The sequence below is a fragment of the Rhodoligotrophos appendicifer genome (assembly GCF_007474605.1).
GTDB classification, from domain to species: Bacteria; Pseudomonadota; Alphaproteobacteria; order Rhizobiales; family Im1; genus Rhodoligotrophos; species Rhodoligotrophos appendicifer.
In genome coordinates, this window is sequence record NZ_VHKL01000007.1 from 350,336 (window position 1) to 372,463 (window position 22,128).

The 22,128-nt window shown below is 56.9% G+C and carries 19 protein-coding genes and 1 tRNA gene; 10 read left to right on the forward strand and 10 right to left on the reverse strand.

What is annotated here, in order from left to right:
- The first annotated feature begins 33 nt into the window (after positions 1 to 33).
- The gene (locus tag FKM97_RS17385; protein ID WP_144293692.1) at positions 34 to 2,424 is read left to right on the forward strand and encodes a phosphoketolase family protein; all 2,391 of its coding nucleotides are present in this window, start codon (positions 34 to 36) and stop codon (positions 2,422 to 2,424) included.
- Positions 2,425 to 2,457: 33 nt separating this feature from the next.
- On the opposite strand, the gene FKM97_RS17390 is transcribed toward FKM97_RS17385, so the two are convergent.
- From FKM97_RS17390 to FKM97_RS17405, 4 genes are all read right to left on the reverse strand, one after another.
- Complete coding sequence (locus tag FKM97_RS17390) at positions 2,458 to 3,222, reverse strand: proteasome-type protease (protein WP_144293734.1); 765 nt, start codon at positions 3,220 to 3,222, stop codon at positions 2,458 to 2,460.
- Between the two features lie 99 nt (positions 3,223 to 3,321).
- Entirely contained in the window at positions 3,322 to 4,149 is an 828-nt protein-coding gene (locus tag FKM97_RS17395) for a transglutaminase family protein (protein WP_144293693.1), read from the reverse strand.
- A gap of 30 nt (positions 4,150 to 4,179) precedes the next feature.
- Positions 4,180 to 5,121: an alpha-E domain-containing protein gene (locus tag FKM97_RS17400; RefSeq protein WP_144293694.1), complete on the reverse strand. Its 942-nt coding sequence runs from the start codon at positions 5,119 to 5,121 to the stop codon at positions 4,180 to 4,182.
- Between the two features lie 18 nt (positions 5,122 to 5,139).
- Entirely contained in the window at positions 5,140 to 6,564 is a 1,425-nt protein-coding gene (locus FKM97_RS17405) for a circularly permuted type 2 ATP-grasp protein (protein WP_144293695.1), read from the reverse strand.
- 239 nt (positions 6,565 to 6,803) lie between these two features.
- Here FKM97_RS17405 and FKM97_RS17410 point away from each other — a divergent pair, with 239 nt between their 5' ends.
- From FKM97_RS17410 to FKM97_RS17425, 4 genes are all read left to right on the forward strand, one after another.
- Positions 6,804 to 7,055, forward strand: coding sequence for a chemotaxis protein (locus tag FKM97_RS17410; RefSeq protein WP_144293696.1), 252 nt, complete (start codon positions 6,804 to 6,806; stop codon positions 7,053 to 7,055).
- 113 nt (positions 7,056 to 7,168) lie between these two features.
- The gene (locus FKM97_RS17415) at positions 7,169 to 7,534 is read left to right on the forward strand and encodes a hypothetical protein (protein WP_144293697.1); all 366 of its coding nucleotides are present in this window, start codon (positions 7,169 to 7,171) and stop codon (positions 7,532 to 7,534) included.
- A gap of 67 nt (positions 7,535 to 7,601) precedes the next feature.
- Positions 7,602 to 7,691 (forward strand) — tRNA-Ser (locus FKM97_RS17420).
- A 143-nt stretch (positions 7,692 to 7,834) separates the two neighbouring features.
- The gene (locus FKM97_RS17425; RefSeq protein WP_144293698.1) at positions 7,835 to 9,079 is read left to right on the forward strand and encodes a tyrosine-type recombinase/integrase; all 1,245 of its coding nucleotides are present in this window, start codon (positions 7,835 to 7,837) and stop codon (positions 9,077 to 9,079) included.
- Between the two features lie 222 nt (positions 9,080 to 9,301).
- Here the strand turns inward: FKM97_RS17425 and glf are convergent, their stop codons facing one another.
- From glf to FKM97_RS17450, 5 genes are all read right to left on the reverse strand, one after another.
- Positions 9,302 to 10,438, reverse strand: coding sequence for a UDP-galactopyranose mutase (glf, locus tag FKM97_RS17430; protein WP_144293699.1), 1,137 nt, complete (start codon positions 10,436 to 10,438; stop codon positions 9,302 to 9,304).
- Positions 10,431 to 11,642 carry a glycosyltransferase family 1 protein gene (locus FKM97_RS17435; protein ID WP_144293700.1) on the reverse strand — a complete coding sequence of 404 codons (1,212 nt, stop codon included), beginning with the start codon at positions 11,640 to 11,642 and terminating at the stop codon, positions 10,431 to 10,433. The genes glf and FKM97_RS17435 overlap by 8 nt, the downstream gene beginning before the upstream one ends.
- A gap of 122 nt (positions 11,643 to 11,764) precedes the next feature.
- Positions 11,765 to 13,528, reverse strand: coding sequence for an ABC transporter ATP-binding protein (locus tag FKM97_RS17440; RefSeq protein WP_144293701.1), 1,764 nt, complete (start codon positions 13,526 to 13,528; stop codon positions 11,765 to 11,767).
- 69 nt (positions 13,529 to 13,597) lie between these two features.
- Positions 13,598 to 14,761, reverse strand: coding sequence for a beta-glucosidase (locus FKM97_RS17445; RefSeq protein WP_246105127.1), 1,164 nt, complete (start codon positions 14,759 to 14,761; stop codon positions 13,598 to 13,600).
- 118 nt (positions 14,762 to 14,879) lie between these two features.
- On the reverse strand, positions 14,880 to 15,398 hold the full coding sequence (locus FKM97_RS17450; protein WP_144293702.1) for a ferritin-like domain-containing protein: 519 nt from the start codon (positions 15,396 to 15,398) through the stop codon (positions 14,880 to 14,882).
- Between the two features lie 379 nt (positions 15,399 to 15,777).
- On the opposite strand from FKM97_RS17450, the gene FKM97_RS17455 reads away from it, so the two are divergent.
- From FKM97_RS17455 to FKM97_RS17460, 3 genes are all read left to right on the forward strand, one after another.
- Complete coding sequence (locus tag FKM97_RS17455; RefSeq protein WP_144293703.1) at positions 15,778 to 16,950, forward strand: histidine kinase dimerization/phosphoacceptor domain -containing protein; 1,173 nt, start codon at positions 15,778 to 15,780, stop codon at positions 16,948 to 16,950.
- 314 nt (positions 16,951 to 17,264) lie between these two features.
- Positions 17,265 to 17,465: a hypothetical protein gene (locus FKM97_RS26570; protein WP_205015130.1), complete on the forward strand. Its 201-nt coding sequence runs from the start codon at positions 17,265 to 17,267 to the stop codon at positions 17,463 to 17,465.
- A 100-nt stretch (positions 17,466 to 17,565) separates the two neighbouring features.
- Positions 17,566 to 18,660, forward strand: a complete 1,095-nt coding sequence (locus tag FKM97_RS17460; RefSeq protein WP_246105128.1) for an NAD(P)/FAD-dependent oxidoreductase — start codon at positions 17,566 to 17,568, stop codon at positions 18,658 to 18,660.
- 16 nt (positions 18,661 to 18,676) lie between these two features.
- On the opposite strand, the gene FKM97_RS17465 is transcribed toward FKM97_RS17460, so the two are convergent.
- Positions 18,677 to 20,707, reverse strand: a complete 2,031-nt coding sequence (locus FKM97_RS17465) for a hybrid sensor histidine kinase/response regulator (RefSeq protein ID WP_281290115.1) — start codon at positions 20,705 to 20,707, stop codon at positions 18,677 to 18,679.
- Between the two features lie 201 nt (positions 20,708 to 20,908).
- Here FKM97_RS17465 and FKM97_RS17470 point away from each other — a divergent pair, with 201 nt between their 5' ends.
- On the forward strand, positions 20,909 to 21,130 hold the full coding sequence (locus FKM97_RS17470; protein WP_170240973.1) for a DUF1488 family protein: 222 nt from the start codon (positions 20,909 to 20,911) through the stop codon (positions 21,128 to 21,130).
- 565 nt (positions 21,131 to 21,695) lie between these two features.
- On the forward strand, positions 21,696 to 22,128 hold a 433-nt coding region (locus FKM97_RS17480), incomplete at its 3' end, for an EamA family transporter (RefSeq protein WP_170240975.1).

The following is a 22,128-nucleotide window of genomic DNA, read 5'->3' on the forward strand; positions in this document are numbered from 1 at the left end:
TCATCGCCCAAACAATTTTAGCGGAGCATTTTTATGGTCGACCCGACACATCCCGACACCGCCTCGAGGAGGCCGCGGCTGTCTTCGGATCTCCTCCATCGTATGAACGGCTGGTGGCGCGCCGCCAATTACTTGTCGGTCGGTCAGATCTATTTGCTGGACAATCCCCTCTTACGCGAGCCCTTGACGCTCGATCATGTCAAACCCCGGTTGCTGGGCCATTGGGGCACCACACCCGGTTTGAATTTTATCTATGTGCATCTCAATCGGGTGATCAAAGAACAGGATTTGAACGTTCTCTTCATCGCGGGTCCTGGTCATGGTGCGCCGGGAGTTGTGGCGAGCACCTACCTGGAAGGCACCTACAGCGAAGTCTATCCGGACGTTTCGGAAGACGAGGAAGGGCTCCGGCGACTGTTTCGCCAATTTTCGTTCCCCGGGGGCATTCCCAGCCATGCCGCACCGGAGACACCGGGGTCAATCCATGAAGGCGGTGAACTCGGCTATTCTCTGGCTCACGCCTTTGGCGCGGTCTTGGACAATCCTGAGCTCATCGCCGCCTGTGTGGTGGGTGATGGCGAAGCCGAAACTGGTCCCTTGGCTACGTCTTGGCATGCGAACAAATTTCTTAATCCAGCTGCCGATGGGGCTGTCCTCCCGATCCTCCATCTGAACGGCTACAAGATCGCCAATCCAACGGTGCTGGCCCGGATCTCGTCAGAAGAGTTGGATTCACTCTTTCGCGGCTACGGCTATTCTCCGCTCCTTGTCGAGGGAGAGGACCCGGTGGAGATGCACCAGAAGATGGCCGTTGCCATGGATCAGGCCATGGCGGACATCCGTTCGATCCAGCAAGCAGCTCGTCAGGAAGGCGTGGTTGAGCGGCCAGGCTGGCCAATGATCATCCTCCGTAGCCCAAAGGGTTGGACGGGTCCTAAAAAAGTGGACGGGCTGAAGAGCGAAGGCTTCTGGCGTTCCCATCAGGTTCCCTTCTCGGACATGAAGAAGGCCGAGCATCTCACTCTGCTTGAAGAGTGGATGCACAGCTACAGACCCGAGGAGCTTTTTGACGACAACGGGCGCCTGCGCGAGGAGATCGCCAGTCTGGCACCGATCGGCGCAAAGCGGATGAGCGCGAACCCTCATGCCAATGGGGGCATTCTGAGAAAACCTCTGAGGTTGCCGGACTTTACCCGCTATGCCGTCGCTGTTCCCCGGCCGGGAGCCACCGATGCAGAGGCCACACGGGTGATGGGTGCCTTCCTACGCGATGTCATGACCGCCAATGAAGCGACGAGAAATTTTCGAGTGTTCGGTCCCGACGAGACCGCCTCAAATCGCCTTCAGGCGCTCTTCGAGGTCACCGATCGGGCATGGGACGCGGAAACAATTGTCGAAGACGATCATCTGGCACCGGATGGCCGGGTGATGGAGATCCTGAGCGAGCATCTTTGTCAGGGCTGGCTGGAAGGCTACCTTCTGACGGGCCGGCACGGCCTTCTCTCCTGCTACGAGGCATTCATCCACATCGTGGATTCCATGTTCAATCAGCATGCGAAATGGCTCAAGACCGCTCGAGACGTGCCCTGGCGCCGTCCGATCTCATCGCTAAACTATCTGCTGACATCGCATGTTTGGCGGCAGGACCATAATGGCTTCAGCCATCAGGATCCTGGCTTCATCGACCACGTTGTGAACAAAAAGGCCGATATCGTGCGGGTCTATCTGCCGCCGGATGCGAACACACTCCTCCATGTGACCGACCACTGCCTGCGCAGTTGGGATCGCGTCAATGTCATCGTAGCCGGAAAGCAGCCCGCTCCTCAGTGGCTGGACATGGACAGCGCGATCAACCATTGCGAGCGCGGTATTGGTATCTGGGAATGGGCTAGCAATGACCAAGGTATGGAGCCCGATGTCGTCATGGCCTGTGCCGGAGACGTACCAACGCTTGAGACTCTGGCAGCAGTTGACTTGATGCGCCACCGGCTTCCCGAGCTAAAGGTGCGAGTCATCAACGTCGTCGATCTCATGACCCTGCAGCCTCGATCGCAACATCCTCATGGCTTGACGGATGGAGATTTCGACGCGCTGTTCACCAAGGACAAGCCGGTGATCTTCGCCTATCACGGCTATCCCTGGCTGATCCACCGACTGTCGTACAAGCGCACGAATCACGACAACATGCATGTGCGCGGGTATGTGGAAGAGGGTTCGACAACCACTCCTTTCGATATGGTCGTTCGGAACAAGCTAGACCGCTATCATCTCGTGTCTGACGTAATCGAGCGGGTTCCCCAGCTCGGTGTCAAGGCGGCTTATCTGAAGCAGTATCTCCAGGACACGCTCAGTGAGCATAAGCGCTTTATCTGCGAGCATGGCATCGACATGCCCGAGATCCGTAATTGGCGTTGGCCGGCGTAATTCGAGATCCCGCAGAAGGCGAGACGAAGGAGATCAATCTTCCTTAGTCGCGGCGCTATCGCTCGTGTAGGGGGGCCGGGGGATGTTCATATGTGCAGCTCTTAGTGCTTCCGACCAACTGTTCCGTAGATCCTGGAAATAAGGATCTCCGACTTCGATCCGGGCCGAAACTTGGGTGGCGAGCGCGTCACGCCTGATGACGATGATATCGATCGGCAGTCCGACTCCCAAATTCGATCGCATCGTCGAATCCACAGAAATCAGGCCGATTTTCAGAGCGTCGTAGATATCGATGTCATAGGTCACCGCCCGGTCCAGGATTGGTTTGCCGTATTTGTGTTCGCCGATCTGCAGAAAGGGCGCGTCCATTCCACACTCGATGAAGTTACCGGCCGAGTAGATCATGTAGAGCTTTGGCGGTTTGCCCTTGATCTGACCGCCGAGCAGGAAAGATACTTCGAAGGATACGCCGGCCTCTTCCAATGCCTCGCCCAATTCGTGGCGGATTTGCCGAAGTCCCAGCCCCACAAGCTGCGCTGCCCTGAACATGCTGGGCACGGTTTCGAGGGTTTCAATGCGCCCGCTGTGTGGATCCTTCATCCCTTCAGCCAGCAGCCCCATGACCGATTGCGACAGCGACAAGTTACCAGCAGAGGCCACGGAGACGACCCGCTCTCCTGGTCGGTCCCACACATGCAGCTTGCGGAAGGTGGAGACGTTGTCGATGCCCGCATTGGTGCGGGTGTCGGCAATCATCACCAACCCTTCCCGTACCAGAATTCCAGTGCAATACGTCATGTGATCCACTTCCGATTTGGCCATTCACGCGCGGCGAGACGTCTTCACACCTGCCACCGGGGTTATGGCACGCGGGCCAGTGAAAGTGTCGGACTCATTTCAAGATTGTGCCTGCCTTGATCCATCGGAGACGTGGACACCCACCGTCAACTTCTCTTCGCCTCCGCCGAGGCGACTGCCCCGCACGGGCGCTGCGCCGAGATAATCAAGCGCCGTTGCCACACGCACATGGGCATCAGTTGGGCAAATGCCGTTGGCAGGATCGAAGCCCACCCAGCCCAACCCTGGGATCTTCGCTTCAGCCCAAGCATGCGACGCCTCCTGCTCCGTCAGCCCGTCGGCGCGGAGAAAATGCCCGGAAACGTAACGAGCCGGAATTCTTAGATGGCGAGCGCAAGCGAGAAAAATATGGGTGAGATCCTGGCACACACCGCTTCGCATGGCGAATGCCTCTGCCGCCGTCGTCAGCGAGGTGGTGGGCTGAGTATCAAAGGTGAGCTCATCGTGAATGGCCGCCAACAGCCGATGCAGCACCGATAGCTCGTCGCGTTCAGACCCGCGTGCCGCGCGTCGCGCAAAAATTCCTAAGGCATCGTCGCAAGCGGTAAGTGGCGTCTCTCGCAGATAGACTTCCTCCGGCAGACGCTCCACAGTTCCCCGAACGATCCCGTTGGTGTTCGTCGTCTCCACGTCGCCAATGACATTGACTGCGAGGCTTTCGATGGGACCGGCAACGGAAAGCATATGGATGATGTTGCCGAAAGCGTCCTCTCCGGATTTCAATCTGCTGTCTGTGTCCGTCTCGATTCTCCAGGCGCTGACATGCTGACCCTCATGAGCTCGTGGCGTCAGTCGCAAGCGCTGGACGATTGCCTTTGACGGGCGGTCATAGGCATACACGGTGCTAAAAGCGATGTGGATTCGCATGGCGGCTTCCGTGTTGTTATGTCGGGTTCGTCAGGACAGATATTGTTCGGCGATGGCCGAGCCCAATTTGTCGTTTTCGGCGATAAAGCCAAGGATGAATTCATGCAGTCCCTGCTGAAAGACATCCTCGATGCGCGTGCTCGAAAGACGCGCCAACGTGCCGCTCGCCAAGCGCTGAGTCAAACCGCGCCGACCATAACTTTCAGAAATCATATCGGCATATCGGACAATCACATCATAGCAGGCCATCAGGGACCGCGGCATCTGCCGGTTGAGGATCAGCAGGTCGGCGACCAGCCATGGTTTTACGCTTTCCCGGTAGACCCAGCGGTAGGCCGTCAGGGCCGAGACTTCGCGCAATATCGTCGTCCAATGAAAATAGTCCAGACTGCCGCCGACTTGTTCACTTTCCGGAAGCAGAACGTGATACTTCACGTCCAAAATCCGAGCCGTGTTGTCCGCGCGTTCGACGGCAGAGCCCAGCCTCATGAACCAGTAGCCATCGTTGCGCAGCATGGTTCGATGAGCCGAGCCATCAAAGCTCAGCGAGACGCCCTTCACAAATTCAAGGAACCGAGTGAACTCCTCCCGGCCCATGGAGGGGTTCTCCAATCGCTTCATCTCGTGCCAAGCGTCGTTAATCGTCTCCCACATCTCGACCGTCAAAGCCGTCCGCACAGCACGCGCATTGGTCCTGGCGATGGAAAGACATTGGCGGATCGATGATGGGTTCTGCGGGCTGAATGCCAGGAACTCACGGACCGTCCGCTCATTGGCCGTCGTGTAGATCGAATTGAAGATGCCCACGGCCCCTGCCGAGGCGACGGCGCTATCCCATTCTCGGCTATCCCCGCCATAGCTCTTGGGAAGAGATGCCAGCCGCATGGTCGCGTCCAAGATACGGGCCAAATAGTCGGCGCGCTCGATATAGCGTGCAGTCCAATAGAGGTTGCTAGCGGTTCGTGACAGCATGGTCAGCAGATCTGCAGTTCAGGCATCGAGCACCCACGTGTCCTTTGTGCCGCCGCCCTGGCTCGAATTCACGACCAAAGACCCCTCCTTCAATGCCACGCGCGTCAGTCCTCCTGGCACGACCCTGATGCCATCCGCCCCGGTCAAGACAAAGGGCCGCAAATCCACATGTCGAGGCGCAATGCCCGACGTTACAAATGTCGGACAGGTCGACAGCGCCAAAGTGGGTTGAGCGATGAAGTGGTGGGGCGTCGCTTTGAGCTTTCGCCGAAACTGCTCGATCTCGGCGCGGCTCGCACCAGGCCCAACCAGCATACCATAACCGCCGGATCCATTGACTTCCTTCACCACAAGTTCTGGGAGCTTGTCCAGAACATGGCTCAGCGACTCCTTCTCGCGGCAGCGGAGAGTGGGCACGTTCTTCAGGATCGGCTCCTCTCCGGTGAAGAACTTCACGATCTCGGGCATGTAACTATAGACCGCCTTATCATCGGCCACGCCGGTCCCTACTGCATTGGCGAGTGTAACGTTCCCCGCCTCATAGGCACTCATCAGGCCGGGAACTCCAAGCACTGAATCGCCGCGAAAAACCAGCGGATCCAGAAAATCGTCGTCGATGCGCCGGTAAATCACGTCGACCCGCTTGGGGCCATCGGTCGTGCGCATGTAGACGACCTCGTCCTGCACGAAAAGATCGGGTCCTTCCACCAGTTCCACGCCGAGCTTATCCGCCAGAAAAGAGTGCTCATAGAAGGCTGAGTTGTACGATCCGGGAGTCAGAAGCACCACATTGGGATCGCGGGTCCTCAGAGGTGCCACAGAATGCAAAGTGGCAAGCAGACCGTCCGTGTAGGTCTCCACGGGCGCAACCTTGATCTCTTCGAACAACTCCGGAAAGAGGCGGATCATCACCTCTCGGTTCTGCAGCATGTAGCTGACGCCGGATGGCGTTCTGACATTGTCCTCAAGCACATAGAAGGTACTGTCGTCGACCCGGACGAGATCAATTCCCGCCAAGTGAACATAGATGCCGTGCGGCACCGGTCGTCCCACCATCTCCAGGCAGAAATGCTGGTTTCCCAACACCAGGTCGGCAGGAATAATTCCGGCTTTGAGAATCTCACGCTTACCGTAGACGTCGGTCAGGAACGCGTTCAGCGCCGTTACCCGCTGCTTCAATCCCTTTTCAAGAACCGCCCACTCCTCCTTCGTAAGCACGCGAGGAATGATGTCGAAAGGGATCAGTCTTTCAGCTGCCTCGGCTTCGCCATAGACGGCGAAGGTGATCCCGATCCTTCTGAAAAAGAGTTCGGCTTGACTTCGGCGTGTCGCGAGGAGGTCGCGCGGTGCCTCATCAAGCCAAGTCTTGACCTTTTCGTAAGCAGCGCGAACAGCCAATGGGTCTCCATCGGACATGCCGTGCATCTCGTCGAACGTAGCCATGACCCTCCCCATCTCATCCGGCGCGCGATGCAAACGTGCAACGTTTAGTCAGCAATGTCTATGCCAGCCCCCACACCTCGATTTTCCGCGGGAGCAGTGACGGAGAATGCCCTTAGTGAAAGCAACTGGCTACAAACTGAGCACCCTTACATGTCTGGTCTCGGCGGAAACTCGCTTAGCCTGACAAAGATCCAAAACCTGCACTATGGTCCCTCCAAAGCAATCGTATGGAGGGTGAGATGGCCGTTTGGGATCGTGATGAAGGCGGGCTTATCATGCTTCGTCCGTTGGCGGGGTACGAGACGGCGGTGGTCGCAGAGAGTGCTGGCGCCCTTCGTATTGAACACAGCACGACCCCGGATCCTGCAGGGCCTCGGGATGCCCTGCAGCTGATTCTGACTTCAGCCCAGGCAAAGACGTTGGCGGGAGCCCTTCTGCGCATGGCGGAGCAAATCGAACGGCCGGCTCCACCAGGAGTCCTGGCCAACTGAAGAAGGCCGATTGTACTCTGCGAAGAAGCGCTATAGCTTCCGATATGAGTGAATCGGGGATGCGATGATGGGGAAGATCGTCGTCGAACTGACGTCGATGTGAGGTTTCGGGGATGAAATACGGCGTTCTGTTCCTGCTGTTCCTGGTGGCGGGGTGCACCAATCTCACTTTGCGCGACGAGGCGCCCCATTACAGCTGGGTGGCGAAGCGCGGCCTCGATCGCAGCACGGCTTGCGTTGCGGGGGCGCTGGACGATGCGTTCAGGCAAAGTTCGCCGATTGACCGGCCTATCGTCCATCGCGTGAGCACAATCGAAAAGGGCCAGATCTATGTGGTCCGTCCGGAACTCGACCGAGTCTGGGGGCAACTCTACAAGGTTCGGCTCATGATGCTCACCGACAGAGAAACAGTCATAGACCTCTACGCCCTCCCCGCCTGGATGAATCCCGTTAAGGCCGCGTTGCGCCGCTGCTTGTGAGGTTTAGGCAAGAGGTTTCGGTCGTTGCTTTGCAAAGGCTGGATCAAATGCTATTAGCGCGGGCTCTGGAGGGGTGGCCGAGTGGTTTAAGGCAGCGGTCTTGAAAACCGCCGTGCGTGCAAGCGCACCGTGGGTTCGAATCCCACCCCCTCCGCCAGATCTTCGTCTACCCATGTCCACTGTCGTCCATTTCGACCTTGAGATTTCCAGGTTTAAGCCCTTTTGACGTTTGCTGTTGTCCGCCAACGTCTGCTACCATCCAGCTCGATGATATGGGTAGGAGCATGGGTAGGATTTGGCATGCCGCGGACCATCAATCGGCTGAGCGCGCTCAAAGTCGCTTCAACCTCGGCAAAGGGCATGCACCCGGATGGGGCCGGTCTCTATCTGCAAATCACTGGCACCGGTGCAAAAAGTTGGATCTTCCGCTTCAAACTTCACAAACGCAGCCGGGACATGGGACTGGGCTCCGCATCGCTGATCTCACTCGCCGATGTACGCAGAGAGGCTGAGAAGGCAAGAGCCCTCCTGCGTCTCGGCATCGATCCCATTCAGGCTCGAAAATCTGATCGCGCTCAAGAGCTTCTGAGCGCCTCTCGCGCCAAGACCTTTGACGACTGCGCGTCTCAATACATTGCTGACCACAAGGTGGCGTGGCGGAATCCAAAGCACGTTCAGCAGTGGGAGAACACATTGCAGACCTATGCGTCCCCTGTCTTCGGGAGCTTTCCCGTTGCAGATGTGGACACGGGCCTCGTTCTTCAGGTGCTGAAGCCGATCTGGCTCTCCAAGCCTGAGACCGCGAGCCGCTTGCGGGGCCGGATCGAGAGCATTCTGGGATGGGCCGCGACCATGGGGTATCGCAGCGGCGAGAATCCCGCCCGCTGGCGCGCCCATCTTGAGAACCTCCTCCCGGCGAAGGGCAAGGTCCGTGCGGTCAAGCATCATGAGGCCCTCCCCTACACTGAAGTTGCCGACTTCCTTATGTCGTTCGCGGAGGACACCAGCATCTCAGCCGAAGCGATGCGCTTCACCATTCTTACCGCGAGCCGCACAGGAGAGGCGCTGGGTGCACGGTGGGAGGAGTTCGATCTCGAGCAAGGAATCTGGACAGTTCCGGCCTCACGCATGAAGGCTGGCAAACAACACCGTGTTCCTCTCTCCCCCGAATTAATCGCCCTCCTCCACAGGCTGGCTAGTCTTCGCCAGAACGACTTCGTCTTTCCTGGCCAACGTTTCCTGAAGCCTCTGTCGAACATGGCTTTGCTCATGATGCTTCGTAGGCTGGGAAGACCGGACATCACCGTGCATGGGTTTCGGAGCTCATTCAGGGACTGGGTCGCCGATCAAACCAATTTTCCTCGAGACGTTGCAGAGATGGCTCTGGCTCATGCGGTCGGTGATGCAGTGGAAGCTGCCTATCGGCGTGGTGAGATGTTCGAGAAACGGCGAAGGCTGATGGTCGCCTGGGCAAATTATTGCTGCTCAGAACATCGCGACCATAGAAACAATGTCACACCGATGCGCACCGGAGCATCTGTCTGACGCAAAGCGAAAGCAGTGTGGCCTCGCACGGGAGGCACTTGTTCTCTTGCCGCCGAGGAGCGCGGACGTCTCTTCGAATGCTCCGGCAGCCGTTTATTGATCGCGGAAGCGCCTCTGCGGTTCTTGCCACCATCGTCGCCGCCTGTGCCGTGCTGCTGATGCCTGAGGCTCAGTACTGGCTCGACTAAGTTTCAGATGCACCGGGCTCAGCCGGTGTGCCGGTCAAGCGAGCTCCTTGAGCCGATCTTCTGAGGTTGACCCAGCAAGGCTTGCATCAATCCGTTTGAAGGTTGCCAGCGCCTGGCCGACGACCTGATCCATATTATAATAGCGATAGGTGGCCAGACGGCCCACAAACCAAACACCCTTCTCGGCTTTGGCCAAAGCTTCATACCTCTTATAGAGGGCGGAATTCTCTGGTCGCGGTATGGGATAGTAAGGGTCTCCCTCCGCGCACGGATACTCATAGGTTATTGTTGTTCGCGGATGAGTTTGCCCCGTGAGGTGTTTGTATTCAGTAACCCGCGTGTAGGGCTCACCCTGGGGATAATTGATCACTGCAACCGGCTGGTGATGCTCTACATCCAAAGTGACGTGCTTGAACTCAAGACAACGATACGGAAGTTTACCATAGCAATAGTCAAAATACTGATCGATTGGTCCGGTGAAAATCACCCGCTTATGTGCAACTTGGCCTTTGATTTCAGCATAGTCGACACCCGTCTGTATATCGATATTGGGAAGGTCCAACATTCTTTTAAACATTCTTGTATACCCTTCAGCTGGCATGTACTGGTAGGTATCAGAGAAATATCGGTCATCCTCATTGGCCCGTGTGGGCACCCGCGACGTCACCGATTTATCGAGTTCCGCAGGCTCCAGGCCCCATTGTTTTCGCGTATAGCTACGAAAGAACTTTTCATAGAGATCTCTTCCCACCCGTGCGAGCACCACATCTTCTGATGTTCTGATTTCGCTGATGGGTTCCGCCCGCGCTCGCAGGAATGTCTCGACCTCTTCGTCGGTCTTGAGCTGCAAGCCATAGAGGACGTTGATTGTCGTGCGATTTATAGGAATGGGGACCAGTTGACCGTCCACGTGAGCGAGAACTCGGTGCTCATAAGGCCGCCAATCGGTGAAGCGCGACAGATACTCGAAAATCATCTCTGAGTTGGTGTGAAAGATGTGCGGGCCATATCGGTGCATGAGCACGCCGGATGCATCGTAGCAGTCAAACGCATTTCCGCCGACGTGCTCACGGCGGTCGATCACCAGAACGCGTCCTCCGCGAACGCTAGCAAGGCGTTCCGCCATCACGCTGCCGGCAAAACCGGCACCGACGATCAACCAGTCATACATGTGCCTGTTCCCCCTCTACCTGGCGAACCTTTTGAGTGGTATGAGGATCCGTTCGGCAGAGCGCCCGCTTTAACAAGGACTCCATGGAGGCCCAGGTGCCGTCCCAGGACATACTCTTGAGCCGGCGATCCACTCGGTCCAGCCACGGCTTCATGGGCCGCTGCATGACCATCTCGACCTTGGTCACCATGGCGGCCGCATCCTCTGCAATCTCCACCAAGCCAGAGGTGCCGTAGGGCTCCACTACGTCGGCGATCGCGGTCGAAACCAGGGGAAGCCCGGCGGATAGAAATTCAGGCGTCTTGGTCGGACTGATGAAGCGGGTTGCCTCGTTGCGGGCAAACGGCATGAATCCGGCATTCCACCCCGAAATATATGCGGGAAGTTCGGCGTAGCTCTTCCCCCCCAGCCAGTGTAAATTTTCTCTTCGAGGCAAAAGCGCGGGATCGATCTTAACAACGGGGCCGATCATGACGATTTGCCAGTCCGGCCGTGCATCTGCAACCGCACTGACGAGATCGACATCCATGCGTTCGTCAATGACCCCGAAAAACCCAATCCGCGGCCGCGGTAACGCTCTCTGATCCTCAGGATCAGGCAGCGTGCCGGACCGCGCTTTTGAAAAATGTTCTTTGTCTATGCTGCTGGGAAAAGCGTGAATGTTATGGTGCGATTTTTTTTTCGCTTCATAGAGGCTATGGCCTCCTGTGAAGACCACATGCGCTAAGGACAGGAGCGCGCTCTCCAAATCACGCATGATCTTCGGCGCACCACGGAACGCAGACAACTCATCCATGCAATCATAGACATACAGATCCGGCGTCACGTGAGCGCTGAAGCGGAGCGCCATTGGCGTGTAGTACCAGAAGATCAGGAACCCGTTCTGGCGGTTTGAGACCAGGCAGTCGAGGAATCGGCGCTGCTCTTCAATGGCCTCTTTCTCCCCAATGCCGATCGGAAGTACCGGCACCGCGATAATGATCCCATTTGGTTGGTGTCTCAGTTCGAGCCGGCCTGCGGCGCCGTCCTCATAGATCGGTTCTTCGATGTAATAAATCCGCCTGCCGAGAGAGGCTCTGCTCAGCAAATGCTGAGGTCTTTGATATACGAAATCCCACCTGAGATGTGAGAAGCATATAATAGTTTGCTCTTCTTTATATGTACTTCCATCTTTGCGGTATTCGCCTGAAGAAATCTGCAACATTATAAACCCCAACTCAGACTGCACGTCGATATCTTGGACGCAAATCTAAGAACTGGGGTGTTTGCTGTTCGTTTCACATTTGACGCGTACGGTTTCGTACATGGTTCAACCGGCCAGACATCCTACTCGATCCGACTTGTCGGGTGATCTGATCCCTCTGCCTGGAGACGCCACATCTTATCAAAGACTCCGCGTCTTGCCCGAAGCTCGGCGGCTGTCCCGTCCTCCGCGATCACTCCATCCTTTATGACAAGGATCCGATCGAAATGAATCAATGTGGAGAGACGGTGAGCGACTGCGACTACTGTACGGTTGCGCATACCGTGGACCAACGCGTTCTGGATCTGCATCTCGGATTCCGTATCCAGTGCCGAGGTGGCTTCATCGAAAATGATGATCTCCGACTTCTTTAAGAAGGCGCGCGCAATTCCGATGCGCTGGCGCTGTCCGCCCGACAGCTTGCTGCCGCGTTCCCCTACGATCGTATCGTAACCCATCGGAAGCCGCATGATGAAGCCATGGCAGTGCGCCGCCTTGGCAGCCTTGAGGACGTTCTCGTCGCTCGCATCAGGCCAGGCAAGGCGAATATTCTCCAGCACTGTTCGATGCAGGAGGGTGATCTCCTGAGGCACTACTGCCAGGCATGCACGTAAACTGTCCTGGTTCACCTTTGTGACCGGCTGCCGGTCGATGAGGATCTCTCCTTTGTGCACGTCGTACAGACGCTGGATGAGATGGATGCAAGTTGACTTGCCAGCACCAGAAGGACCGACGATGCCTACTTTTTGACCGCTGGGAATGAAGAGATTTAGATCATGTATGGCGTCGCTCCCCTCGCCATATCCGAAGCAGACATTTCGAAACTCAATGGAGCCACCTCTCGGGATTAGAGGCGGCGCATCGGGTTCGTCCACCACTGTCTGAGCCTGTCCGATCACCTTGAGCGTCTCTTCGATAAAGCCGGCGTGCTGGACGGTATCGACCAGAGACAAGGCAATGTCCCGCGATCCGTGCAGGATGCGAAAGGTCAAGGCGCTGACGAGAACCACGTCGCCAGGCGTAATCTGCTGAGTGCTCCATAACCAGACGGCCCAGGAAAGCATTGTCCCAGCCATGATCCAAAGGGCGACGTCATGCAGCAGCCGTGCTTTTTCGGTATACATCCAACTCGACCGCTGGGCGTCTGCCTCCTGGTCGAATTCTCGGGCCAGTCTGTCCCATTCTCGTTGACGCGCTGAGAATGCTTTAACGGCCCACATATTGGAGATTACGTCCACGAGGTCGCCGCCAACACGATTGGCCCGCTCTGCATAGCGCCGATGCAGCGGGCGGCCACGCTCTCCGAATAAGATCAGGCCAGTTGTAATTGCGACGACCATGACGGCGAGTACGACCATCATGGCAAGACTCACCGTTGAAAAAAGAATGAGAGCACCGAAGAAGTCGATGCATGGCGGAAGGATGCGCCAGACGATTGTGTTGATCAGCGCACCCATGTTACCGGCCGTCATGGTGATGCGCTGACCCAACGATCCTGCCAGGTTCTCGGCAAAGTATCGCATGGGTTGGCCGTTCAGGTAATCGAATAGGTCTAGCCTCACGTCGACCCCTACGGCGACGGTGGTCCGACATCCCAGCCAGCCGACGACCCGCCAGAGGATGCTTTCGCTGGCAATGAGCACGAGGAAGAACGACAGGGCGGCCCAGACACTGGGGGTGTTTGACGTCCCCGCCATGGCATCGACCATCAATTTCATGACATACTGCACAGCGACGGCACATGAGGCTGCCGCAAGAACACCCGCGAACAGAATGCCGAACATGAAGGAGTGGGCGCGGATATAGCTGAGGATGAAGGCTCGTACCCCGGCAAGACGATGATCCATGTCTTTCCCGGGCTTGGTGTGCTTTGCGCCCCCTGATCGCGCAAGGGATCCGTCCTGCGACGACATGGTCTAACCGTGCCTCGATCCCAACAATCGCCCAGGCTCGAAGATCTGCCTTTGACGCTGCAACTCACGGGCGAGAGCGTCGTAAACCAGCCTTTCGCCGCTCACATCAAGAGCCGACAGCAGGCCGACCTTACAGATCCTGTCATTCTCCCAACCCGGGTAATCCAGCACCGGATACAGGCAAACCCCCCAAATCTCAGCGCCGCCTGCCAAGGCCAGTTCCACCTCCCCACAGACATAATGGAGCCAAGCAGCGCGCGCCGAACCTTCTGCCCCGGTTTCCGCGATCACCAGAGGCCGACCGTAGCGCTCATGTGCCTCCAATAACAATTCATGGAGTGGAATATAGGCGTGGTGTCCCAGGGGTATCGTCGATCCGTCCAGAGTCCATTGATTGTGCGGGTAATAATTCAAGCCAATGATATCGAGACAGTCGCCCGATCCGCCCAGATCGGTCTCTTTTAAGCCGGCGATGAGGTCGGTGGCTTCGAACTGATAGTCTCGATAGGTCTTAGCCTCGGTAACATCCTTCGGCCGAAGGCTCCGGGGGGCCACGTGGATCAAAGGTTCGGCCGTTATGAAGCGGGCCCGCGGTTCAACGTTTCTGATCGCCTTGATGGCTGCAATCGTTGCGCGAACCAACTGTCTCTTAAGTTCCCCTCCGCGGCCCCGCGTCGACGGGTTCATCTGCGCCTTGTCGCCGCCAGCCCACGACCAGAACGAAATCTCGTTCACCGGGCAATAAAACGGCGATGCCTCGCCGCTGTCGGCCACGATCTTTGCACTGGCGCCACAAAAAGCAGCAAAGCGTTCGACGAATTCTTCCGACCAGATGTCGATGTGGTCGGGCCATCCATAGTGGCAGAGATCCCAAATGACTTGCATTCCGCTGCTTGACGCAGCTCTGAGCATTGGCAAGGCACTCGACCAGTCGTAGCGTCCAGGCCGCCTCTCGATCAGATGCCACCGCAGCCCGTCTCGCACAGTAACGATGCCGATTGAGCGCAGTTGAAGATAGTCCTGCAACACGTGCTGATCATGTCCCGTAGACGCGAGGAGATCGAGTCGCCGGCGGTTTGACCGCCGATGAGAGGAGCATTCGAACCCGCCCCAGAAAAAGCTCTTGAAGGGCCCGAGTCGGCGGTCGCATTTGTGTATATCGTCCACGATCCGTTCCTTAAGCAAGACCTCGCTGAAGATGCCCGAAGTCAGGCTGCGTCCCTTCCTCGACTGTTGATGCCGAGGAAGGTCGACGGAAAATGGTGCGGCAGTGCAGAGTGCACGATCACCGCTTGGCCTGCTCACCTCCTTGTTTGAGCGTGAGGAAACGGTTGGTGGTGTCGGCGATATGGGCATCGATCCACGCGGCCATGGCAAGTTCCTCCTCCAGCGTTTCCTTGAGGGCAGGAATGGCCTTCTGGAACCCACCGGCTTCTGCCATGGTGATCAAAGATTTGTAGCTCGCTGCCTCAAAATTCTCGAAGGCGTAGTTGGCAAAGGTGTTCTTGAGGATCTCATCACCAGCCAGGCTGTGGCCGATCGCGCTCACATTGGCCATGATCTTCGAGGTCGTGTCCTTCAGTGTCGAGGCACTGTCGCCGAGGCTGTTCAGGATCTCGTCGAGGCGCTGAAGTTGGATTTCTGTCTCCTGCAAATGTTGCTGGAGCCTCTGGGACATTTCCGGATAGTTTTCCAATCGCTCGATCTGCCGGCTCATCAGGGAAATCGCTTCGCTCTCAAGGGCATGAGCGTTGTGAAGGCCGATCAGAAATATGTCGCGTGTCGTGTCACTAGCATTGGGCATGGAATTCTCCTTTGGTCTGTTTCCAGGCAAACAAGACTCCATGTGTCCCGTTCCAGATCGGGGTCACCTGACCTCTTCACGTAAATTGGCGCAGCTGAAAACCACGGTGGAGAAGGTTTATTCGTTCCGTTCTCAAGGAAGGAGACCGCCTTGAGCACAACAGCCATTTTAACATAATAATAGCCGTCTCCTTATCCCCCGGGGCAAACGCCGTCCGCGAAACCGGCAATCGAAGGACCCTCACATTGGTCCGGTTCCGCACCAACAATTCTGCCTGCAACAGGTTGCTTTTTCTGCCTGTTCCCGATCAGCAGGGCAGAACCTTTCACGCCCGCCAAGGTTTAAGTGCAGGAACTTGAGATGGTGGAGGTGACGTGTGATGCCAGAGAAAAGCAAACGGCCTTCAAACGGATCACTGTCGCGCCTGTTGGAATTTCAAAGGGCCTTGGCGTCCTTCAGCAAGGTCGCATCAACAGCAATGGAGCCAAGTCGCTTCCTTCAACACGCCTGCGGTCAGATCTCTCGGGTCACTCATATAAAACACACGAAGGTCCTGCAATATCGTCGCGATCAAGGTGACCTGTTGTTGGTTGCAGGCGTGGGATGGAAGCCCGGTGTAGTAGGAACCGCAACTCTCTCAACGGACAGCGCGACACCTGCCGGGCGTTCTATTCAGACTGCAGCTCCTGTTGAAGTGAGGGATCTTCCTAATGACCAAGAGTTCCGCAGTTCGAAACTCTTGGTGGAGCACGGCATCGTCTCGCTCCTCAATGTTCCCGTCATGATCGATGGCAACAACTGGGGTTTGCTGGAGGTCGATGCGGAAGAGCCACGAGCCTTCGATGAGGCTGACGTAACCTTCATGACCACTTTCGCTAACATGATTGGGGCGGCTCTCGCTCGTTACGAGTCGGAACAAAGATTGGTCATTCTCTCCCAGGAGCGGTCCAAGGAACGAGAGTTGTCCAAAACGCTCGTGACGGAGTTGCAGCACCGAACGAAGAACAATCTACAGACGATTATCGCCTTCCTCTCCCTCCTGAGACGGAATGCTGACTCGCAGAAGAGCCGGGACGACTTCTCAAGCGTGATGCATCGAGTTCATGCAATTGCAATCGCTCATGATCAGCTCTCCTTTGGGAAGGAAATGAGCCATGTCGATTTTGGCAGTTATCTTCGCTCCCTCTGCGCAAACATTGATCCCCGCCTTGATAATGTGGTTCTGGAGGTGTCTGCTGACCCTGCGCCTATGCCGTTAGACAAGGCCGTACCTGCCGGCCTCATCGTAAATGAACTGGTAACCAACGCATTCAAGTACGCCTTTGATGAAGGAGAGGCCGGCGTCATTCGAGTGTCATTCCTCCTAGACCAGCGGACTGGTGATGCTGTCGTGACTGTGGAAGACAACGGCAAAGGGATGAAGGACCCTCGAGAGGGGGGCTTAGGGCTCACCCTTATAGAAGCATTCGCTCGCCAACTCTCGGGCGTGGTAGAGCGATTGGACCTGTCGAAGGGCACTGGCTGCAAGGTGAGCTTCCCAGTAGCTTTGTAACCCCCTTCATTAGACTAAGTCCGCACGTTGATGCTGGCTAACGAATGATCGGGTGGGCTCAAGCCCCACTTTCTCCGGATCGACCAAACCCTCAGCCCTCCAGTGCCAACACCTTAAGAGATGCATGCAAATGAAGTGCAGCTTAACTTAGTCTCGACTCGAGTCGATTTTGAAACCTTGCCGGCTCATGGCGAATTCTCCAGTGGCGCTCACCCGCATCGGCGCCGGCCGGCAAGGCCGTCTCCATCATTGTCCATGGGGTCTTGCCGGCACGCATTTCTCGAATTTGGAAAGCATGCAAGAGGAGCAATCTCGTGAACCGACCAGCCGTCCATGTGTCTCGCCGCGCAGCCGCTTTGTCCGAGAATGAATTTGCGGAAACGTCCGCCGGTGTCCACAGCGAATACGTGTTCAAGCCAGGTTCCCCTGTTCTGGTCCCGATTGACTATGCTGGCTTTGCCGTCGCAACCATCATGGCTCTCGGGCCTTTGTCAGCATACGCTGTCGGTTTCTAATCTTTTGATTGGTCGCCGCGCCTTCAGGTGGCCGCAGGCCAAAACGTGAACTGTCGATAAGCGCGAAACTCTATATCCTCCCGCACGCTCTTGAAGCCGGATGCCGCAGGCGCTGGTGGGATGTGGTCACAATCGATACTCGACCTCGACCACCACCTTCGGCTCCGTTTATATGATCCTCTCTCCCGCACCCCTTTTTCGGAACAGTTCGCCGCCTTCACGGTTCGGTCTCATCATCATCTACAGGTCCCATTCAATGCGAGAGGATCTCTTGGACTGTTTGGTCATTGGCGGAGGCCCCGCAGGGCTAACCGCAGCGCTCTATCTGGCGCGGTATCATCTGTCTGCACTTGTCCTGGATCACGGCGAAAGTCGTGCCAGCTGGATTCCCATCACACACAATTATCCGGGATTTCCCGACGGTGTCTCCGGAAAAGAGTTGCTTAACCGACTAAGGCAGCAAGCGCGAAAATATGGTGCGGTAATAAGACAGGACGAGGTGGTGGGCCTGGCGCGACAAAATGGATGCTTCGACGCGGAATGCAGCAGCTCGACGCTTTTGCGGAGCCGCACCGTGCTTTTGGCGACGGGGGTAGAGAATGTCCGACCGGCCCTTAGCGAGGAGGTTCATGCACAGGGTCTCGCCCGCGGACTACTCCGCTACTGCCCAGTCTGCGACGGGTTTGAGATAACGGATAAGCGGGTCGCGGTCCTCGGAACCGGAGAGCGCGCCTTCAGCGAAGCTATGTTTTTGCGGAGCTACACCAGCTCTGTAACCTTGATCAGTGCCCAACGAGATCATGAGATCTCTGCAGACCAGCAAGAGCGTTTAAACCTTTGCTCCATTGCTTTGGTCCCTGGGCCTTGTCTAACCATACATCTGCTCGGTCGCGAGATCGAATTAACTGTCCCGACCGGCACCGCCACATTCGACAGCCTTTACCCTGCACTCGGCACCAAGATCAGGTCTTCGCTCGCGAGGGAGCTTGGGGTCAACATGTCTGCTGACGGATGCATCTTGGTGGATAAGCAACAACGGAGTTCGCTACCGGGTCTCTATGCAGCTGGGGATGTGGTCTACGGCCTTGACCAAATCTGCGGCGCGACAGGTCAGGCCGCCATGGCTGCCACCTCGATCCGCAATGATCTCTGCCATGAGCGCCAACTCTTACGCGCTTCCGATGCGGAAATTTGAACGTGATCGGTGCCCCTCAACCCGTTCCAGCTTGCTGATCGAGCAACGTGCGGATTTTCGTAGCTAATTGACTTTGGGTAACCGGCTTCTGCAGGAGATGAACTCCCTCATCAAGTCGACCGTGGTGGACGACTGCGTTCCGGGAATAACCCGTCATGTAGAGGATTCGCAGCGCTGGCCGGAGTTCTGCAGCTCGTTTGGCAAGCTCACGCCCGTTCATGCCGGGCATCACCACGTCGGTCAGCAAGAGATCAATACGCCGAGAGGTCTGTTCCAGGACTGCGAGCGCGCTCTGGCCATCTGGTTTTGCGATCACCTGGTAGCCGAGGGTGAGCAGCACCTCCATGAGATAAGAACGTAAGTCTGGATCATCTTCCACCAAAAGAATGACTTCTCCCTTCTCCGCGTCAGCAACGGCCTCGGCGGGGACTTCCTCTTCCATTTCCGCTGCGGGAGAGTATCTCGGAAAATAGATCTTAACTGTCGTTCCCTGATCCACCTCGCTGTAGATTTTTACGTGCCCACCCGACTGCTTCACGAACCCATAGACTTGGCTGAGCCCTAATCCTGTTCCCTGACCCACTTCCTTGGTCGTGAAGAAGGGTTCGAAGACGCGGTCGGCGACCTCTGGTGTCATGCCGGAGCCTGTATCACTTACGCAGATGAGGACAAACTGACCCGGAGAGACTTCCGGATTGGCACGACAATAGCTTTCATCAGCAAAGACGTTGGTGGCTTCGATTGTGATCTTTCCGCCGCCAGGCATTGCGTCACGGGCGTTGATTGCAAGGTTTACCAACGCTGATTCCAGATGGCTGACATCCGCCTCGATGCGCCACAGCCCAGCGGAACCAACGACCTCCATGTCTATCATTTCCCCCAAGGAACGCTGAAGAAAGTCAGCCGTGCCTGTGAGGAAGCGATTTACATCGAGTGGCTTTGGATCAAGCGCTTGACGGCGGGAGAAGGCAAGAAGCCTGCTTGTTAAGGCTGCCGCGCGCTGAGCACCGCGCATCGCATTACTGATGGCTCTATCGAGGTTCGAATCCGAGACACCGCGTGCTTTTCGCTGCGCTGTCTCGAGGTTGCCAAAAACAATCATCAACAGATTGTTGAAGTCGTGTGCAATGCCCCCGCTGAGCTGACCGACGGCCTCCATCTTCTGAGAGACGGCGAGCCGTTCCTCTGTCGCCCTCAGCAACTTCTGTGCTTCCATTCGCTCGGTTATATCGCGGGTAATTTTGGCAAACCCGATGAGCTCGCCAGCCTCACTGGTGATGCGGTCCAGGACGACGAGGGCCCAGAACTTGGTGCCGTCCTTGCGAACTCTCCAGCCTTCAGCCTCGTAACGCCCCTCTCGGGAGGCACTCTCAAGGGCTTTAGTTGGAAGCCCAGCAGCTTGGTCGTCATCGCTGTAAAAGCAGCTGAAGTGCTGGCCAATGATTTCCTCAGGGGAATAGCCCTTGATCCTCTGGGCGCCTTGGTTCCAGGTGACGATCTGCCCAGAAGGATCAATTTGGAAAATCGCGTAATCGATTACGGCTCCGACAAGCTGCCTGTATTGCGCCTCACTATCGACCAGCCGCCGCCGCGCCTCTTCCCGCTCCGTCATGTCGCGTGTGACCTTGGCGAAGCCAATGAGCTCGCCACTTTCATCACGCACGGCGTCAATCACCGCCAGCGCCCAGAACCGAGCTCCATCCTTCCGGATCCGCCATCCCTCGGCTTCGAACCTCCCGACCTTTCTTGCAGCCTCTAAGGCTCGCTGAGGCACCTGCTGTTCTTGATCTTCTGGGGTGAAGAAACTGGAATAGGGTCGACCGATGATCTCTGCCGCCTGATAGCCTTTCAGCCGCATCGCACCGGAGTTCCAACTCACGACGTTGCCATCGAGTGAAATCATATAGATGGCGTAGTCGACGACGCTGTCGACGAGGAGCTGGAGCCGACGAGCGGTGTCCAAATCTTCAATTCTCTTGGTAGGCATGCATCCCCGCAATTCAGGCAACCTCATCTGAGCTTTACCGCAGGCAACTGAATAAGCCATGAGGGAAACTCCATTAGAGGATCCGAAGTTGCCGAACCTCGTAGTCGCTATCGGCATGAAGCATCCCCTGTGCCACCACATCTGAAGATGTTGCGCGGAGATGAAGAAATCTAGCAATCTCTTCCTAGACTGAGGGGGGAGACAATGCCGTTGCGATCATCAGGGCTGCCGGGCGTCACAAATCCGTTCGGAGTAAGATTCATGATGCTGAGTTCAAAGGGCAATGTAACCTGTTCGGTCACAGCCGAAGCGTTGTCAAAGCTTCAGAGTCCCCATGCGCTTCTCGATTGGCTTACCGCCTTCGCGCAGCATCGGGCGGCGATCGAAGCTGCTGCCGTTGCAAAGTTCCGGTCAGGGCTGCAGCAGTCAGGCGGCACGATCGTCGTGGATGCCGATGATGTGTCACTAGGCTGGGATCACTAAGACTTAGCAGGATTCCTGCCTACTCCTCAGGTCTCCTTCACGCGTCCGAATTCGCGAGAATTTGAGGTGCAGAGCAGGAGGCCAGAGAGTCGAGTTGCTTAGCATCTGTATTCCTATCGGTAGAAGCAGCGCCCGCTGCACTTCGCGATTCTGCTGCCAGGCATCCTGTTAAAACCCCTTCTAGGCTGATCGAGGCGCTGATAAGCTTACGGCATGCTGACTTGGTACCGCTCCAGATAGCGGGGAAGGACGATGTGACACAGCGGGTCTCCTGAACACGTGCGGCAGGTGATCATGTGGTTTGCAACTGGGGCACTTCTCCTCCTGCCGCTATTCGCGCGGGGTCGGAAGCCCTCGGACAAGGTGGTGCTCTATGTGCATGGCTGACGACGACAAGAGCAAGCGAGGACAGCAGGACCGTAGCAGGGTGGCTGGTGAAGAAGCCTACGAGGTCCGATACTTCGAGCGGTGAGGTTAAAGGCCTAGCTTTTAGGGGCGAATAGCCCCTAGTTTGAGCGAAATCATCTGCCCTGAGTATGGATCTCCCATCCCAACGGAAACCGCAATCCAAGCCGCAATACCTGCCTCCGACCCGCAACGGGCTGCTGCGGCCAGGCAGGGGCTGCTGCTGGTCTTCGGCGCAGCACTGGTCTGGAGTTTTGGGGGAGCCATCGCGCGCGGGCTTGAGATCTCAGACCCTTGGACGACTGTGGCTTGGCGATCCTTCTTTGCCTCAGTTTTCCTGCTGGGATTCATGCTGTGGCGCGACGGCGCCGCCGGGACCATGCGGCTGTTTCGCACCATGGGCTTTCCAGGGGTCGGTGTGGCGCTTTGCTTCGCCATCGCCTCTATCTCCTTTGTGGTGGCGCTCGGTTACACCAGCGTCGCCAACATTCTCCTGATGCAGGCCGGCGACGGGCTGGCTCTCCTGATTGCCGTCGCCTTTTCCTCCGCAACAGTGATCACGCGGCGGTTTTCCAGCGTGCGGATGACGCCAG

Bases quoted from the DNA above. Each gene is read 5' to 3' on its own strand.
- FKM97_RS17385 (WP_144293692.1), top strand. From the start codon at position 34: ATGGTCGACCCGACACATCCCGACACCGCCTCGAGGAGGCCGCGGCTG.
- FKM97_RS17390 (WP_144293734.1), bottom strand. From the start codon at position 3,222: ATGACGTATTGCACTGGAATTCTGGTACGGGAAGGGTTGGTGATGATT.
- FKM97_RS17395 (WP_144293693.1), bottom strand. From the start codon at position 4,149: ATGCGAATCCACATCGCTTTTAGCACCGTGTATGCCTATGACCGCCCG.
- FKM97_RS17400 (WP_144293694.1), bottom strand. From the start codon at position 5,121: ATGCTGTCACGAACCGCTAGCAACCTCTATTGGACTGCACGCTATATC.
- FKM97_RS17405 (WP_144293695.1), bottom strand. From the start codon at position 6,564: ATGGCTACGTTCGACGAGATGCACGGCATGTCCGATGGAGACCCATTG.
- FKM97_RS17410 (WP_144293696.1), top strand. From the start codon at position 6,804: ATGGCCGTTTGGGATCGTGATGAAGGCGGGCTTATCATGCTTCGTCCG.
- FKM97_RS17415 (WP_144293697.1), top strand. From the start codon at position 7,169: ATGAAATACGGCGTTCTGTTCCTGCTGTTCCTGGTGGCGGGGTGCACC.
- FKM97_RS17425 (WP_144293698.1), top strand. From the start codon at position 7,835: ATGCCGCGGACCATCAATCGGCTGAGCGCGCTCAAAGTCGCTTCAACC.
- glf (WP_144293699.1), bottom strand. From the start codon at position 10,438: ATGTATGACTGGTTGATCGTCGGTGCCGGTTTTGCCGGCAGCGTGATG.
- FKM97_RS17435 (WP_144293700.1), bottom strand. From the start codon at position 11,642: ATGTTGCAGATTTCTTCAGGCGAATACCGCAAAGATGGAAGTACATAT.
- FKM97_RS17440 (WP_144293701.1), bottom strand. From the start codon at position 13,528: ATGGATCATCGTCTTGCCGGGGTACGAGCCTTCATCCTCAGCTATATC.
- FKM97_RS17450 (WP_144293702.1), bottom strand. From the start codon at position 15,398: ATGCCCAATGCTAGTGACACGACACGCGACATATTTCTGATCGGCCTT.
- FKM97_RS17455 (WP_144293703.1), top strand. From the start codon at position 15,778: ATGCCAGAGAAAAGCAAACGGCCTTCAAACGGATCACTGTCGCGCCTG.
- FKM97_RS17460 (WP_246105128.1), top strand. From the start codon at position 17,566: ATGCCGCAGGCGCTGGTGGGATGTGGTCACAATCGATACTCGACCTCG.
- FKM97_RS17465 (WP_281290115.1), bottom strand. From the start codon at position 20,707: ATGGCTTATTCAGTTGCCTGCGGTAAAGCTCAGATGAGGTTGCCTGAA.
- FKM97_RS17470 (WP_170240973.1), top strand. From the start codon at position 20,909: ATGATGCTGAGTTCAAAGGGCAATGTAACCTGTTCGGTCACAGCCGAA.